This is a genomic window from Sphingomonas sp. CL5.1, from assembly GCF_013344685.1.
Lineage (GTDB): Bacteria > Pseudomonadota > Alphaproteobacteria > Sphingomonadales > Sphingomonadaceae > Sphingomonas.
In genome coordinates, this window is the sequence record NZ_CP050137.1 from 4,143,895 (window position 1) to 4,158,647 (window position 14,753).

General features: G+C 69.5%; 14 protein-coding genes and 1 tRNA gene. 8 read left to right on the top strand and 7 right to left on the bottom strand.

Annotated elements, in window-relative coordinates; translation table 11 throughout:
- The first annotated feature begins 60 nt into the window (after positions 1-60).
- The 4 genes from hppD (at position 61) to F9288_RS19880 (ending at position 3,827) form a co-directional block, all read left to right on the top strand.
- A complete protein-coding gene (gene hppD, locus F9288_RS19865) occupies positions 61-1,098 on the top strand; it encodes a 4-hydroxyphenylpyruvate dioxygenase (RefSeq protein WP_174838363.1) in 1,038 nt (345 codons plus the stop codon).
- Between the two features lie 134 nt (positions 1,099-1,232).
- Positions 1,233-2,513 (top strand): homogentisate 1,2-dioxygenase, encoded by a 1,281-nt coding sequence (hmgA, locus tag F9288_RS19870; RefSeq protein WP_174838364.1) that lies wholly within the window; start codon positions 1,233-1,235, stop codon positions 2,511-2,513.
- Entirely contained in the window at positions 2,477-2,860 is a 384-nt protein-coding gene (locus tag F9288_RS19875) for a Rieske (2Fe-2S) protein (protein WP_174838365.1), read from the top strand. Before hmgA ends, F9288_RS19875 begins: the two co-directional genes overlap by 37 nt.
- Positions 2,861-2,927: 67 nt before the next feature.
- Complete coding sequence (locus F9288_RS19880; protein ID WP_174838366.1) at positions 2,928-3,827, top strand: alpha/beta fold hydrolase; 900 nt, start codon at positions 2,928-2,930, stop codon at positions 3,825-3,827.
- A 54-nt stretch (positions 3,828-3,881) separates the two neighbouring features.
- Here F9288_RS19880 and F9288_RS19885 read toward each other — a convergent pair whose 3' ends face one another.
- Together F9288_RS19885 and F9288_RS19890 are read right to left on the bottom strand one after the other, a co-directional pair.
- Positions 3,882-4,868, bottom strand: a complete 987-nt coding sequence (locus tag F9288_RS19885; protein WP_174838367.1) for an NADP-dependent oxidoreductase — start codon at positions 4,866-4,868, stop codon at positions 3,882-3,884.
- A 132-nt stretch (positions 4,869-5,000) separates the two neighbouring features.
- Positions 5,001-5,963, bottom strand: coding sequence for a DUF2171 domain-containing protein (locus F9288_RS19890; protein ID WP_174838368.1), 963 nt, complete (start codon positions 5,961-5,963; stop codon positions 5,001-5,003).
- 246 nt (positions 5,964-6,209) lie between these two features.
- Here F9288_RS19890 and F9288_RS19895 point away from each other — a divergent pair.
- Together F9288_RS19895 and F9288_RS19900 are read left to right on the top strand one after the other, a co-directional pair.
- A tRNA-Ala gene (locus F9288_RS19895) sits at positions 6,210-6,285 on the top strand.
- A 136-nt stretch (positions 6,286-6,421) separates the two neighbouring features.
- The gene (locus tag F9288_RS19900; protein ID WP_174838369.1) at positions 6,422-7,180 is read left to right on the top strand and encodes an NUDIX domain-containing protein; all 759 of its coding nucleotides are present in this window, start codon (positions 6,422-6,424) and stop codon (positions 7,178-7,180) included.
- An 11-nt stretch (positions 7,181-7,191) separates the two neighbouring features.
- On the opposite strand, the gene F9288_RS19905 is transcribed toward F9288_RS19900, so the two are convergent.
- From F9288_RS19905 to F9288_RS19925, 5 genes are all read right to left on the bottom strand, one after another.
- Positions 7,192-7,743 (bottom strand): hypothetical protein, encoded by a 552-nt coding sequence (locus tag F9288_RS19905; RefSeq protein WP_174838370.1) that lies wholly within the window; start codon positions 7,741-7,743, stop codon positions 7,192-7,194.
- Between the two features lie 186 nt (positions 7,744-7,929).
- A complete protein-coding gene (locus F9288_RS19910; RefSeq protein WP_174838371.1) occupies positions 7,930-8,163 on the bottom strand; it encodes a hypothetical protein in 234 nt (77 codons plus the stop codon).
- Positions 8,164-8,224: 61 nt separating this feature from the next.
- Positions 8,225-10,783, bottom strand: a complete 2,559-nt coding sequence (mprF, locus tag F9288_RS19915) for a bifunctional lysylphosphatidylglycerol flippase/synthetase MprF (protein WP_174838372.1) — start codon at positions 10,781-10,783, stop codon at positions 8,225-8,227.
- Positions 10,783-11,193: a DUF2147 domain-containing protein gene (locus F9288_RS19920; RefSeq protein WP_174838373.1), complete on the bottom strand. Its 411-nt coding sequence runs from the start codon at positions 11,191-11,193 to the stop codon at positions 10,783-10,785. The genes mprF and F9288_RS19920 overlap by 1 nt, the downstream gene beginning before the upstream one ends.
- Entirely contained in the window at positions 11,190-12,050 is an 861-nt protein-coding gene (locus F9288_RS19925) for an AcvB/VirJ family lysyl-phosphatidylglycerol hydrolase (RefSeq protein ID WP_174838374.1), read from the bottom strand. Before F9288_RS19925 ends, F9288_RS19920 begins: the two co-directional genes overlap by 4 nt.
- A gap of 69 nt (positions 12,051-12,119) precedes the next feature.
- Here F9288_RS19925 and F9288_RS19930 point away from each other — a divergent pair, with 69 nt between their 5' ends.
- A complete protein-coding gene (locus F9288_RS19930; RefSeq protein WP_254620980.1) occupies positions 12,120-12,905 on the top strand; it encodes an ImuA family protein in 786 nt (261 codons plus the stop codon).
- On the top strand, positions 12,820-14,742 hold the full coding sequence (locus F9288_RS19935) for a DNA polymerase Y family protein (protein WP_174838375.1): 1,923 nt from the start codon (positions 12,820-12,822) through the stop codon (positions 14,740-14,742). The genes F9288_RS19930 and F9288_RS19935 overlap by 86 nt, the downstream gene beginning before the upstream one ends.
- Positions 14,743-14,753: the final 11 nt, after the last annotated feature.

Here is a 14,753-nt window from a genome sequence, read left to right on the forward strand (position 1 = left end):
CACGACAGGCTCAAAACGCGATAGTAGTTTCAATTGATACCACTCACGGGAAGATTCGCCATGACCGCCGACAATCCGCTGGGGCTGAACGGGTTCGAGTTCGTCGAGTTCACCTCTCCCGATCCGGAAGGAATGGGAAAGCAGTTCGAGCAGCTCGGCTTCACCGCCACGCATCGCCACCCGACCAAGAACATCACCCGCTACAAGCAGGGCCGCATCAACCTGATGCTCAACCGCGACGAGGCCGGGCGCGTGGCGGCGTTCCGGGGTGAGCACGGTCCCTCGGCCAGCGCGATGGCGTTCCGCGTCACCGATCCCGAAGCGGCGATGAAATGGGCGCTGGAGCATGGCGCCAAGCCGACCGACGAAGACGATACCGTCATTCAGGGGATCGGCGGCAGCTACCTCTATTTCATCAAGGACGGCATTGATCTCTATGCCGACTGGGCCGAATTCACCGGCTGGCGCGAGGCTGAAGCGCGCAACAATGTCGGCCTCGACCTGCTTGACCACCTCACTCACAATGTCCGGCGCGGGCAGATGCGGGTGTGGAGCGAATTCTACCGCACGCTGTTCGGTTTCGAGGAGCAGAAGTATTTCGACATCAAGGGCCAGGCGACCGGGCTGTTCAGCCAGGCGATGATCGCGCCCGACCATGCGATCCGCATCCCGCTCAACGAAAGCCAGGACGACAAGAGCCAGATCGAGGAATTCATCCGCGAATACAAGGGCGAGGGCATCCAGCACCTCGCGCTGACCACGCCCGACATCTATGACACGGTGGAGCGGCTGCGCGCGCGCGGCGTGAAGCTCCAGGACACGATCGAGACCTATTACGAGCTGGTCGACAAGCGCGTTCCCGGCCACGGGGAGGATCTCGAGCGGCTGCGCAAGAACCGCATCCTGATCGACGGATCGGTGGAGAACGACGAGGGTATCCTGCTCCAGATCTTCACCGAGAACATGTTCGGCCCGATCTTCTTCGAGATCATCCAACGCAAGGGCAACGAGGGTTTCGGCAACGGCAATTTCCAGGCGCTGTTCGAAAGCATCGAACTGGATCAGATTCGGCGGGGTGTCATCAAGGTCGATGCCTGATCGGTGACGGAAGCAAGGCTTCCGCCGAGATGCGGCGCGGATGCGCCGCCATCGACCGGCCGGCGCGGCGAGCCGGGTCTCGGGCACGGCTTCGCCGGGTCCGACGCCCGGCGGGTTGGGAAGAGAGAGCAGCAATGACGACCGATTACCTCCCCGGCTTCGGCAACCATGTCGCGACCGAAGCCGTCTCCGGCGCGCTCCCGGTCGGGCGCAACTCACCGCAGAAGCCGCCGTTCGGCCTCTATGCCGAGCAGCTTTCCGGCACCGCCTTCACCGCGCCGCGCGCGGAGAACCGGCGCTCGTGGCTCTATCGCATGCGCCCGTCCGCGGAGCATCCGCCGTTCGTCCGCTATGACGGCGCGCCGCTTTTCTCGCCCGCGACCGGCGACGCGCCACTGGCCCCCAACCGGCTGCGCTGGGACCCGATTGCTGCCGCGCCCGCCGGCGGCGACCTGATCGACGGCATGACGACAATGCTGGTCAACGGCGATCCGGCGCATCTGGAGGGCGTCGCGCTCCACCTCTATGCCGCCGATCGCGACATGGATGCGCGCGTGTTCGTCGATGCGGACGGCGAGCTGCTGTTCGTGCCGCAGGAAGGCCGGCTGGAGCTGCTGACTGAGCTTGGCCGAATCGAGGTATCCCCCGGCCAGATCGCGCTGGTGCCGCGCGGCGTGCGGTTCCGCGCGCTGCTGCCGGACGGGCGGGCGCGCGGCTATGTCTGCGAGAATTACGGCGCGATGTTCCGCCTACCCGATCTCGGCCCGATCGGCGCGAACGGCCTTGCCAACCCGCGCGATTTCGAGACGCCGGTGGCGTGGTTCGAGGATCGCGACGAGCGCGTCGAGATCGTCCAGAAATATCTCGGCCATCTCTGGCGCACCGAGCTGAACCACTCGCCGCTCGACGTGGTGGCATGGCACGGCAATCTCGCGCCGTACCGCTACGACCTGTCGCGCTTCAACACGATCAACACGGTCAGCTTCGACCATCCCGATCCGTCGATCTTCACCGTGCTCACCTCGCCGAGCGACGTGCATGGGCGCGCCAACGCCGATTTCGTGATCTTCCCGCCGCGCTGGATGGTGGCGGAGGACACGTTCCGGCCGCCGTGGTTCCACCGCAACGTGATGTCGGAGGCGATGGGCCTCATCACCGGCGCTTACGATGCCAAGGCGGAGGGCTTCCGCCCCGGCGGCCTTTCCCTGCACAACCTGCTGTCGGGCCACGGGCCGGACAAGGCGACCTGGGACGCCGCCTCGAACGCCGCGTTGCAGCCGCACCGCATCGACGGCACGATGGCCTTCATGCTGGAAAGCTGCTGGCCGTATCGTCCCACCGGCTTCGCGCTGGACCACGCCCAGCCCGATTACGACGAATGCTGGGCGGATTTCCCCAAGGCGCGCCTCCCCTGACCGAACGCCTCTCCGTCACGCCGCCCGGCATCGCGCTCGGCCCGCTCGACCTGATCGCGGACGGGGCGGCGCGCGGCTTCGTGATCGAGATGCGCGCCGGGCGCTTCCACGGCTTCGTCGTGCGGCGTGGCGACGCGGTGGTCGGCTATGTCGACCGCTGCCCGCACATGGGCCTGCCGCTGGCGCAGAAGCTCGATGAGTATGTCGCCGCCGGGATGATCGCGTGCAGCTGGCACGGCGCGGTGTTCGATATCGCGAGCGGCGAATGCCGAGGCGGTCCCTGCCCCGGCGCATCGCTGTCGCCATGGCCGGTGACCGTCCGCGACGGGACGATCGTCACCGCCTGAGCCTGTATATTGCGATTTCGTGACAAAGCGGGCATTCTGCGTCGTTTGGAAGGAAGGCGCAGGCGAGATGGCGAAGGTTGCCGTCAACGGCATCGAGATGGAATATGACAAGTTCGGCGCACAGGATGCGCCGGCGGTGCTGATGATCATGGGGCTGGGCGCGCAGATGGTGCGCTGGCCGATGGCGCTGGTCGAGGCGCTGGTCGAACGCGGCTATCGCGTGATCCGCTTCGACAATCGCGACGTGGGGCTGTCCACCAAATTCGATCGCGCCGGCACGCCGAACATGGCGCTGATGGCGGCGTCGCATCTGATGCGCCGCCCGATCCGCGCGCCTTATTCGCTGACCGACATGGCCGCCGACGCGGTGGGGCTGCTCGACGCGCTGGGGATCGCGCGGGCGCACGTCGTCGGCGCATCGATGGGCGGGATGATCGCGCAGCTCGTCGCGGCGCATTGGCCGGCGCGCACGTTGTCGCTCACCTCGATCATGTCGACCACCGGCAATCCCGCGCTGCCCGGTGCCTCGTTGCAGGCGATGGGCATCCTGCTGCGCCGTCCCCGCAGCGACGATCTGGAGGCGATCGTCGCGCATGGCGTGAAAGCATCGAAGATCGTCGCGGGCCGCTTCCCCGAGGACGAGACGCTGATGGCCGAACGCTATCGCGAGGAAGTGCTGCGCAACCATCACCCTTCCGGCTTCGTGCGGCAGATGGCGGCGATCCTCGCCGACGGCGACCGGCGGGCGCGGCTGAAGGCGATCACCGTGCCGAGCGTCGTCGTGCATGGCGCGGACGATCCGCTGGTGCCGGTCGCGGGCGGACGCGACACGGCGGCGAGCATCCCCGGCGCGCGGCTGGTCGAGATCCCCGGCATGGGCCACACGCTGCCGCCGCAGGTGATCCCGGCGGTGGTGGACGCGTTCGACGGCATCGCGCGCCCGGTGAAGTTCGCCCGCGCAGCGTGATTCCTCCGGCGCTGGCGCCCGGCACGGGGCCGGGACCACATTACCGGCGAAAATCTATAGCCGCACCAGCATCTTGCCGGTGTTGCCGCCGGTGAACAGGCCGCGGAAGGCGGTCGGCATCGCCTCGATCCCGTCGTGGACGGTTTCGTGCCGCTGGAGTTTCCCCTCCCGCAGCATCGTCGCCATGTCGCGATAGAATTCGCCGGCGCGCGCGATGAAATCGCTGACGATGAAGCCCCGGATGTTGATCCGCGCGCCGATCACCTTCGCGAGATAGCGAAGCTCCTGCGGCTTGCCGTCGTTGTAGATGTCGATCATCCCGCAGATCGCGAAGCGCGCGTGCATCCGCGCGGCGAGCAGCGCGGCATCGAGATGCTCGCCGCCGACATTGTCGAAATAGACGTCGATTCCGTCCGGCACCGCCGCCATCAGGCCGCGCGCGACCGGACCAGCCTTGTAATCGACGACGTGATCCGCGCCGATCTCCTTCACCCAGGCGCATTTATCGGCGCCGCCGGCCGAGCCGACCACCGTCATGCCCTTGGCCTTGGCGATCTGCACCACGGTCGAACCGACCGCGCCGGCGGCGGCCGAGACGAACACCACGTCCCCAGCCCTTGCCGAGGCGACATCGAGCAACCCGAAATAGGCCGTCATCCCCGGCATGCCGAGCTGGCCGAGATAGGCCTGATCCTCCACGCCGAGATCGGGCAGCTTCTGCGCCTCGCCCGCGCCGAGCACCGCCTCCTCGCGCCAGCCGAACATGTGCTGCACCTTCGTTCCCACCGGCAGTTCCGGCGCGCGGCTTTCCACCACCTCGCCGATCGCGCCGCCCTGCATCGGCTCGCCCAGCGCGAAGGGCGGGACGTAGCTTTTCACGTCGTTCATCCGCCCGCGCATATAGGGATCGACCGACAGCCAGCGATTCGCGACCCGCACCTGCCCCTCGCCCAACGGCGCGGAAGGCAGATCGAGCAGCGCGAAATTCTCGTCGCCCGGCACGCCCTGCGGACGCGATTTCAAGCTCCACGCACGCGGCATCACCTTCTCCTTCGTCGATTTATCGAGTCTTGGGTATGGCGAGGCGGCCGGCAAAGCAAGGGGCCGGGCATCGCTGCCCGGCCCCGCGCCGCATGACGGTCGTCACCGACCGCTGCGGCTCTCTCCAGCCGTTCAGAAATTATTGCGCCCGAGCAACTCCCGCGTGGTCGGCGTCGAGGGGTCCAGCCCCTCGCCGCGATCCTTCTCGCGATCGCCGAACATCGCGCGATTGTTCTCCTCGTCGCGCCAATGCTGCTTCGCGGCCTCGGCCGTCTTGGCGAGCGTCACCTTGTCGTCGACCGTGGCGATCCAGTTCGACGGGATGGAATGATGACGGCCGCCGGCATCCTCGTCGCTCTTGGTCAGCAGGATGCGGTCGCCGTGGACCTTGTCGACCGTGCCGACATGCCCGCCGTCAGCGCCGAGCACCTCCATATGCTCGCGCACGCGCGTCAGCGAGTCGCGCTGCGTCTGGCGGTTGACGCGCCACGTGCCGAACTCATGCTCGAACTTGGTGCGATGCTCGCGACGATATTCGTCATAATCGCGATCGAGCGCGGCGATCTGCGCGCGGCGCCAGTTGCCGTAATCCGCGTCGCGCTCGCCGGACCAGCGCTCGCCGTAGCGTTCATCGTTCCACATGTCGGCCTGGCGCCGGCGCTCGGCATCCTCGTCGCCGAACCACGAGCGCAGTTCGTCGCCGGCGCGGGCGAAGAAGCCGCGATCCTGATAGTCGTAATCCGGCCCGGAGCGGGCATAGCGCATTCCCCGGTCGCGGCGACGCGCCGAATGGCGATCGTCATCGTCCCAGTCGCGATGCCGGCCGACATCCTCGAACCGGCGGCCGTCGGAAGCATAGCTGCCGTGATATTCACGGTCCGCCTCCGGGCGGCCATAGCGCTCGCGGTCGCCATAGCCCGAGTGGCCGTATTCGCGCGGACCATAGGGGTTCACATCGTACCGGGCACGATTCGGGCCGAAAGCGCCCGCCGCGAGATATTCACGGCCGCTCGAATAGGTGTAATCACGGCCCGACCCGAAATCGCGGCCGAAATCAGAAGGATCACCGCCGCCCCGATAGCGTTCATAGCCCATCTTCTCTCTCCAGAAATCCGTTGCTGCCACGATGCCCGCGCGCGCGCTGCGAGCGAGCATCGATAACGGAGAGAAAGGATGAAAACCCTCCTTGTTCCAGTCGTTACACCTGCGCATCGGGCAATTGCCGCAACGCGGAAGCGCCCCGTCGCAGCGAAAGTTCGGCCGGCGCGAACGAGAGGCGTTGCATCGCCGGAAAGAGGCCGCTAAGGGCGTCGCTCCCCGGCGATACGCCGGGAGCCGGGCGGGGCTGTAGCTCAGATGGGAGAGCGCTGCAATCGCACTGCAGAGGTCAGGGGTTCGATTCCCCTCAGCTCCACCACCCGGATTTTTCAGCAATTTATCGACGCAATCTTGGACGCCATCGGGCGAAATCGCATCGCCGCGCGCATTGACCGGTCTCCGCGCGCATGATTGATGCGAGTTCCGGGCGCGAGTGGAAAGGCGGCGAAACGATCATGAGCGACAACGATCTGTCGGAAGCGATTCCCGCCGCGACCCTGGTGATCTTCCGCGAAGGATCGGGCGCGCCGGAACTGCTGATGATGGAGCGCGCCAAGGCGATGGTATTCGCCGGCGGCGCGATGGTGTTCCCCGGCGGCCGGGTCGACGCTGGCGACCATACGCTCGCCGCGCGGCTGGCGGGCGGGGAGGAAACCGCCGCGCGCATCGCCGCGATCCGCGAGACGATCGAGGAAGCCGGCCTGCCGGTCGGGCTGAAGGAGCATCTTCCGGCGACGGCGCTGGCGGCGATGCGCGCCGGGCTGCACGCCGGCAAGAGCTTCGCCGAGGTGCTGGCGGAGGCCGGCGCGGAACTCGACCTGGAGCCGTTGGTGCCGTGGGCGCGCTGGCTGCCGGCGCATGCGCACATGCGGCGTTTCGATACGCGCTTCTATCTGGCCGAGCTGCCGGCCGATGCGCCGCGCGCGACGGTGGATGCCACCGAGAATGTACGGCTGGTATGGGCGACCGCGCAATCGGTGCTCGACGATGCAGATGCCGGCAGGCTCGCGATCATCTTCCCGACGCGGCGCAATCTGGAGCGGCTGGCGCAGTTCGGCAGCTTCGCCGAGGCGGTCGCCCATGCGCGGGAAACGCCGATCCACACGATCACGCCCTGGGCAGAGGCGCGAGACGGAGCGCAATATCTGTGCATCCGCGATGACGCCGGCTATCCGGTGACGTCGGAGCCGATCACCTCCGCGATGCGCGGATAAGCCGCGCCCGCTCAGTGCGGGAGCGCGCCTTCCTCCACCTTCTCCACCCAATAAGGGAAGAAGCTCGGCTGGCGAGACGACCAGCCCGAGGCGGTCGCTGCCGCCTCGCTGATCGACTGGAGCAGCTTGCGGCGCAATTCCGGGTGAAGGTGCGGCAGCGCGGCGGCGGCGCAGAAGGCGCCCGGCAGCCACGGCCGGACGTTCGCGCCGATCAGCCGTTCATAGAGGAAGCGATAGGAGGAGAAGGTCGGCAACCGCCCCTGCCCGAGATCGAAGGCGGTGACGGTGACGAGCGGCGCGAGGAACGCCTCGACGCGATCCAGCCCGCTGTCGTCGGGCACCAGGGCGCGGATATCGGGCAGGCGCTCGTAATGGCGGGCCTGCGCGCGGATGCTCGCCGCCTCCACCATGTCGCGCGACCAGCGCGCCATCGCATCCTCGCGATCGAGGCCGATATCGAGGGCGCGGCGGATGTAGCGCTGCGTCGACGCGGCGAACCCCGCGAATTCCTTCATTTCGGCCAGCGCCATCGCGCCTTCCGCAGGCTTCATTCTGGCACTCATCGACTCACCTCGTCTCGTACCAATCGAGCGAGGGCATCATGCGCCAAGATGGTTAAAGCCCCCCTTAACGGCCCGATGTCCCGCGTTAAGGATTGAATCACGGAGTTTGCCGCGCCGCAACAATGGTTGCGACGAGCCGAAGCGGATCGTTACATTTCAGGGTCAGGTGCGCCTTTTGCGCAACAATCACGCGCCGCGGCGACGGCGCTCGGCTTCCTCTTTCTCGTCATAGCCGGACGAGGGCGCGGGATCATGGCGCTGGCCGGGCTGGGTGACCGATGGCGGATCTGATGCGTCCATCGATTCATCCAGCCCCTCGTCGAGCTGGGCCTGCTTGCTGGAGGGGTCTTTCTTCAGCCGCCTGGCGATGGATTCATCCTGCCCGGCGTCCTGGCGGGCACTCTGGCTTTCCGGGGGCATCGTGCGCTCCTTGCTCTATCGAAAAGAGAACGAAGCGGCCCGCGCGGTGTTCCTGCCGTCGTCAGCTGTTCACCGCGCCGACCAGTGCGACCAGCGCGCGCAGGCGCGGCAGGCCGCCGGGCGTGGCGATATAGCGCGGCTCCCATTGCGGCTGGAACTTCGCCTTGAACGCGCGCAGCCCGGTGAAGCGGTAGAGCCGCTCCCCGCGCTCGAACAGGGCGCGGCCGATCTTCGCCCAGATCGGCGCGAGCCGGTCCTCCGGCATCCCGGACAGCGGCGCAAGGCCGAGGTTGAATGTCGCATGGCCCTGATCGCGTCCCCACTGGAACAGCCGCACGAACATCATGTCCATCGTGCCGGCGGGCGCATCGGGCAGGTGGCGCATCAGGTCGACGGACATCTCGCCCCCCGCCCCGTTGATCCAGATATTGGCGAAGGCGAGCAGCCGCCCCTCCTGCCGCACCGTCGCGATCGGGAAGCGCGCGAGATAAACGGGGTCGAAGGGGCCGAGGCTGAAGCGCTTCTCCTCCCCGCCCCGGTCGGCGAGCCACGCATCGGAGACGACGCGCAGTTCGGGGACAAGCGCGGGCACGTCCGCCGGGGGAATTACGGCGAAGCGCATCCCCTCGCGCTCGGCGCGGCGCAGCGCGGCACGGAAATCCTTCGCCTGCGGGCCGTCGAGCGAGAAATCGGCGAGACCGACATGCGCCTCCTCGCCGTATTTCATCACCTCCAGCCCCATGTCGATCATCAGCGGCAGCATCTCGCTGCTGATCTGATAGAAGCACAGCCGCCCATGCGCCGCGTCGCAGGCATGGCGGATCGCCCACACCAGTTCGCTCCACGCCGCCTCCGGCCCGACCGGATCACCCATCACGATCCAGGTGCGGCCGCGCACACGGTACATCAGGAAGGCGTCGCCGGCGGCGGAGATCACGAACCTCTTGTCGCCGGTGAAGGCGAGATTGGCGTCGGTCCGCGCGGCGCGGGAAAGCGCTGCCCGCGCCACCGCTTCCGGCAGGTCGGCGCTGGCCGCGAGGCGCGCGCTGCGGCCGACCAGCAGGTGCCAGATCGACACCCCCGCCATCAGCACCCCGGCGGCGAAGGTCGCGCGCAGGAAGCGCGGCGCATTGCCGTGAAGCGCGAATTTCCACCACAGGTCGTCGCTGTACGGCACGCGCTTGTATGCGAAGAAACCGGCCCAGACGCTCAGCCCCAGCGCCACCGCCGCCGCCGCGAGCCAGCGCCCGTCGAGTGGCTCGGTGGCGATCCCGCCGCGCCGGTAGAAGGCGGGCCGCGCATATTGCAGCACCGCGAGGATGACGAACTGGAGCGCCGCCTCCTCGTAATCCAGCCCCTTGAGCAACGAGAAGACGATGCCCGCGACCAGCAGCACGCGCGCCAGCACGAAGCCGCTGCGCAGCCGCGCGTTGAGCGCCGGCGCGACCAGCAGCATCAGCGTGCCGACGAGGCTGCCGGCGAGATGCGATCCCTCGATGAACGGCAGCGGCAGCATCTCGTCGAGGTCGGAAAGCCGCGCCTGCGCGCCCGGCAAGGCGCCGGAGACGAGCAGGATGAAGCCGGCGGTGAACACCAGCAAGGTGATCGCATTGGGCGCCAGCGCCCGCCCGACCTTGTCGAGCATGGTCAGCCCGGCGCCGATCGGCCGGCGCAGCGCGCTCGCCTCGCGCAGCACCAGCACCACGGCGGCGAGCAGCAGCGGCAGCAGATAATAGACCAGCCGGTAGAGCAGCAGCCCGGCGAATACCGCCGGCTTGTCCGCCGGCAGCGCGGCGAGCACCACCGCCTCGAACACGCCCAGCCCGCCGGGAACGTGCGCGAACACCGCGACGACGATCGCCAGCACATAAGCGACGAAGAAGGCGGGATAGTCCGCCTCCGACAGCCCCGGCACCAGCACGAACAGCACCAGCGAGGCGAGGATCAGGTCGATCACCGACACGCCGACCAATGCAAACAGGCGGCGCGGCTCGGGCAGCGGCAGATCGAAGCGGGAGGAGCCGATGCGGCGGATGCCCCCGGCGCGCAGGATCAGCGGCACCGTCGCCGCCGCCAGCAGCGCGAGGCCGGAGGCATGCGCCGCGCTCGTCTCCAGCGTCCAGCCCGCGAGATGCAGCGGCGCGTGCTGCACCAGCAGGGCGACGCCCGCCGTCGCGGCGATGCCGTTCCAGAAGGCGAGCGTGCCGATCGCGCCGACCTTCACCGCCTCCGCCAGCGACAGCCCGGCCTGTCCGTAGATGCGGTAGCGCGCCGAATTGCCGGTGAGCAGCGAAAGACCCAGATTGTAGCTGATCGTATTGCCGAGGAAGGAGGCCGTCGCGCCGACCTGCCACGGCTGCGGCCGCCCGATCACCCTTAGCGCGATCCAGTCGTGCAGCGTCAACAGCGTGTAGCTAGCCGCCGTCAGCGCCACCGCGAGCGCGATCCGCGCCGCCGGCACCTCGCCCAGCGCCGCGCGCACCTCGCGCAGATGGACCTCGGCCAGCACGAGGCGCAGCGCGACGAAGCCGAGCAGCGCGACGCACGCCACCGCCGCCGGCACCCACCAGCGGCGATGGCGCGAGACGAATCCCGCGACCGCAAGGCGCCGGCGTTGCATCAGCGCAGGCGATGCCACTCCTGCGAGCGGCAGAAATAATGCCGGACGAAGCAGCTCGATATCCGCAGCCGGTCCGGCGCGACCAGCGTGAGGCGCGACGGGAAGCTGCGCTTCATGTCGGGCGCGAACAGCCGGCCGGACCATGTGCCGTCACCGGCCGGGCGATAATCGCGGAGCAATTGCGTGCCGACGAGGCGGCCCACCCCGGCCGCGCGCGCATCCGCCATCGCGCGCCCGTCGGCCCAGACGATCGTGCCGCACAGCCCGTTGTCGCAAGGCGCGGTGCGCACCGCCAGCGTACCGCGCGGGTTGCTCCACACGCCGAGCGGCGGCAGCGCGGCGGCGGCGATGCCCGGCAATGCGAGCAATGTGCCGAGCGCGGCGCTGGCGACGATCTTCCGGCGTATCATTTCCCCTCCCGCGATGCGGGCGGCACGGCTGTCGCCCGGTCGATCGCCCCCATAACATTGCGCACGATCGCGGCGGTATCGAAATCGAGGAAATGGCCGCCCGGCATGGCGATATCGGTCACGTTGGGCTGGCGCGGGCCGAGGCAGCCGCTGTCCGTCTCCTCCACGCCGCGGATGCAGGTGACGGGCGCCCAGGTGATCGCGCCGATGCCGCGCACCGCATTGCCGTCCGGGGTGCCGAGATAGGTGATGTTGGTCGGATCGCTGCGGAAGAAGACGTGGCGCCCCGGCACGATCAACACCACCGCCGCGATGCGATGCCGCAGATCGGCGGGTAGCGCGGGCAAGGCGGCGGCAAGCATGTCCGCGCCGAACGAGCGGCCGATCACCACCAGTCGCGCCGCGCGGGAATCGGCCAGCGCGGTGCGCACCGCGTCGGCGACGATCGCCGCCGTCTCCGCCGCGCTGCGCCGCGTGCGGAAGGCGACCGGGGTGTTGAACCCGATCACCGGGATGCCGCGCGCGGCAAGCAGGTCCGCCATCGTGTCGCCCGGCCCGAAGCGCAGCCCCATGTCGCCGGAAAGATAGAGCGCCGCGATCCCGTGCCGCGCCGGCCCGGCTGCCGTCATCCGGTCATAGGGGTCGCGATCGAAATAGCTACCGCGCCACAGCGCGCCGATCAGGATCAGCACCAGCACGCCAAGCCCGATCGCCATCCGGCGTGGCCAGCGCCTGCGATGCGGTTGCGCGGCGGTTTCATACATGGCGTGCATGATGGCTGCATTAGCGATGCTCATCCAGCCCGCTGGTTTCGGCAGCATGACGAAATCGTAACGCGACGAGGTCTTTCCCGTCATTCCCGCGCGGACGGGAATGGCGGGAAGACGGATTGACTCGTCCCCTCGCAAGGAACAAAATGAGAACAAATGCCCTTTCGCGAGTCGTATCCCGTGCCCACCTCCACCGTCATTGCCGAGCTTCGCGAGACGCTGCGCGCGATCGAGGGCGACGGGCATCGCCGGCGCGAGACGCTGCCGTTCGGCATCGAGGCGCTCGACGCGCGGCTGGCGGCTGGCGGCCTCCGGCTCGATGCGCTGCACGAGATCGCCCCCGCCAGCGCGGATCTGGCAGACGACGCCTGCGCCACCTTGTTGATGGCGGGGATCGCGGCACGGGCATGGGGGCCGGTGCTGTGGGTGGTGCGCCGCCGCGACCTGTTCGCGCCCGGTCTCTACCAGGCGGGCCTGTCGCCGGAACGTGTGATCTACGCCGAGGCGCGCGACGATGCCGAGCTGCTCGCGCTGATGGAGGAAGGCATCCGTCATCGCGGGCTGGGCGCGGTGCTCGGCGAGACGAAGCGCGCCGCGATCGCCGCGACGCGCCGGCTGCAACTCGCCGCGGAGGGCGGCCGCACGATCGCGCTGCTGATGAAGCGGCACGCGCGCGACGGCGCCGATCCGCTCGCCGTGCCCTCCGCCGCCGTCACCCGCTGGCGCATCGCCGCCGCCCCTTCCGCGCCGCTCCCCACGCGCGGGCTGGCGGGCGGGCTGGGCCGGGGGCGCTGGCATCTGTCGCTCGCCCGCCAGCGCGGCGGCGACCCCTTCGACCTGATCGTGGAGGCCATGGATGAAACGGGTCGCCTCGCTCTACCTGCCGCATTGGTCGATCGACCGCGTCGTCAGGGCGGAGCGCCGCGCGTCGCCGCCGCCTGACGCGCCGCCGGTCACGCCTGCTCTCCCGCCGCGCCCCGCCGAGCGCGTCACCGGCTGGCGCCCCGGCGCGCGCTGGGCGAAGGGCGAGCGCGCCGTCGCGCCGCCCCCGGTGACGCATCGCGCGCCGCCGCTCGTCACCGTGACGCGCAACGGCAGCCGGATCGAGATCGCCGCAGCCTCCCCCGCCGCCGTCGCGCTGGGGATAGCGCCGGGCATGGCGCTGACGCAGGCGCGCGCCTCCGTCCCGGCGCTCGACGTGCGCGATGCCGACCCGGCCGGCGACCGCGCCGATCTGGAGCGGCTGGCGGCGGCGCTCGCGCGGCGCTGGACGCCGATCGTGGCGATCTCCGGCCCGGACAGCCTGTTCCTGGACCTGACCGGCGTCGCCCATCTCCACGGCGGCGAGGAACGCATGGCGCGCCGCATCGCGCGGCTGCTCGCGCGACTGGGCTTCACCACGCGGATCGCGATCGCCGACACCACCGGCGCGGCCTGGGCGATGGCGCGATATGGAAGGACGGCGTGGTCGACCTCGCTCCTCTCCGTCGTCGATCCGCTGGATTCGTCACCTCTCCCACATGGCGGCTCGAACGCAGCCTCTTCCCGCCCACCCACCGGGATGCACCACTCTCCGCCCAGTCCGTCACCTCGGCCTTGTGAGGCGGACCGCAGACCAGAGAGGCGAACGCCATCATCCGCGGCTCCGTGGCCCCCGACACAAAGCCGGGATAGTGGAGAGAGCATCATCATCCCGCCCGCCGCCCAACGCGCGGCGCTCGCCCCGCTTCCCGTCGCCGCGTTGCGACTCGAAGCCGATGCGCTGGAGTTGCTCGACCGGCTCGGCATCGAGACGATCGGCGAACTGCTGGCGACGCCGCGCGCGCCGCTGGTGCGACGGTTCGGCGCGGCGATCGTGCGGCGGCTCGATCAGGCGATCGGGGCCGCCGCCGAGCCGCTCGTTCCCATCGCGCCGCCGCGGCCGATCGCCGTCGAGCGCCGCTTCGCCGAACCGATCCTCACCGCCGAGGCGATCGAGCATTGGCTCGGCGGCCTGACCGGCGAACTGGCCGCCGTCCTCGCCCAAGCCGGGCTGGGCGCGCGCGCGCTGCTGTTCGTCGCCAGCCGGGTCGATCATCAGGCGCAGGTGCTGCGTGTCGGCTTCGCCCGCGCGACCCGCGACGCGGCGCATATCCGCCGCCTGATCGCGCGGCGGATCGAGGAGATCGACCCCGGATACGGCATCGACGCGCTCGCGCTCCACGTCCGCCGCGCCGAGCCGCTCGGACCGCAGGCGCTCGGCGCGGCGCTGACGGAGCGGCAGGCGCCCGACCTCGCGCCGCTGGTCGATAAGCTCGCCAACCGCATCGGCCATGCGCGGCTGTGGCGGCAGCGCCCGGTGGAAAGCGACGTGCCCGAACGCGCCGCCGCCGCCATCCCGGCGCTCGATCCGCCGTCGGAAGGCGAGGCGCGGCTGGCGCTCGACGACGTGCGCCGGCTCGACAAGCGGCCGCCCGATCATCCGTGGCACCCGCGCTGGCCGCGTCCGGCGCGGCTGCTGCGCCGGCCGGAAGCGCTCGATCACGTCCTCGCCGAGCTGCCCGATCAGCCGCCGCGCCGCTTCACCTGGCGCGGCGAGCAGCATCAGGTGGTGCGCGGCGACGGGCCGGAACGGATCACCGGCGAATGGTGGCGGCGCGGCGCCGAGCGCGACGCGGTGCGCGATTATTTCCGGGTGGAGGACGAGGCCGGCCGCCGCTTCTGGCTGTTCCGGCGCGGCGACGGCGTGCGGCCGGAAACCGGCGACCTCCTCTGGTTCATCCACGGCACGTTCGGATGAGGCGCGGCGAG

Excerpts from the sequence above, each read along its gene's own strand:
- hppD (WP_174838363.1), top strand. The coding sequence starts at position 61 with ATGACCGCCGACAATCCGCTGGGGCTGAACGGGTTCGAGTTCGTCGAG.
- hmgA (WP_174838364.1), top strand. The coding sequence starts at position 1,233 with ATGACGACCGATTACCTCCCCGGCTTCGGCAACCATGTCGCGACCGAA.
- F9288_RS19875 (WP_174838365.1), top strand. The coding sequence starts at position 2,477 with ATGCTGGGCGGATTTCCCCAAGGCGCGCCTCCCCTGACCGAACGCCTC.
- F9288_RS19880 (WP_174838366.1), top strand. The coding sequence starts at position 2,928 with ATGGCGAAGGTTGCCGTCAACGGCATCGAGATGGAATATGACAAGTTC.
- F9288_RS19885 (WP_174838367.1), bottom strand. The coding sequence starts at position 4,868 with ATGCCGCGTGCGTGGAGCTTGAAATCGCGTCCGCAGGGCGTGCCGGGC.
- F9288_RS19890 (WP_174838368.1), bottom strand. The coding sequence starts at position 5,963 with ATGGGCTATGAACGCTATCGGGGCGGCGGTGATCCTTCTGATTTCGGC.
- F9288_RS19900 (WP_174838369.1), top strand. The coding sequence starts at position 6,422 with ATGAGCGACAACGATCTGTCGGAAGCGATTCCCGCCGCGACCCTGGTG.
- F9288_RS19905 (WP_174838370.1), bottom strand. The coding sequence starts at position 7,743 with ATGAGTGCCAGAATGAAGCCTGCGGAAGGCGCGATGGCGCTGGCCGAA.
- F9288_RS19910 (WP_174838371.1), bottom strand. The coding sequence starts at position 8,163 with ATGCCCCCGGAAAGCCAGAGTGCCCGCCAGGACGCCGGGCAGGATGAA.
- mprF (WP_174838372.1), bottom strand. The coding sequence starts at position 10,783 with ATGCAACGCCGGCGCCTTGCGGTCGCGGGATTCGTCTCGCGCCATCGC.
- F9288_RS19920 (WP_174838373.1), bottom strand. The coding sequence starts at position 11,193 with ATGATACGCCGGAAGATCGTCGCCAGCGCCGCGCTCGGCACATTGCTC.
- F9288_RS19925 (WP_174838374.1), bottom strand. The coding sequence starts at position 12,050 with ATGACGGGAAAGACCTCGTCGCGTTACGATTTCGTCATGCTGCCGAAA.
- F9288_RS19930 (WP_254620980.1), top strand. The coding sequence starts at position 12,120 with ATGCCCTTTCGCGAGTCGTATCCCGTGCCCACCTCCACCGTCATTGCC.
- F9288_RS19935 (WP_174838375.1), top strand. The coding sequence starts at position 12,820 with ATGAAACGGGTCGCCTCGCTCTACCTGCCGCATTGGTCGATCGACCGC.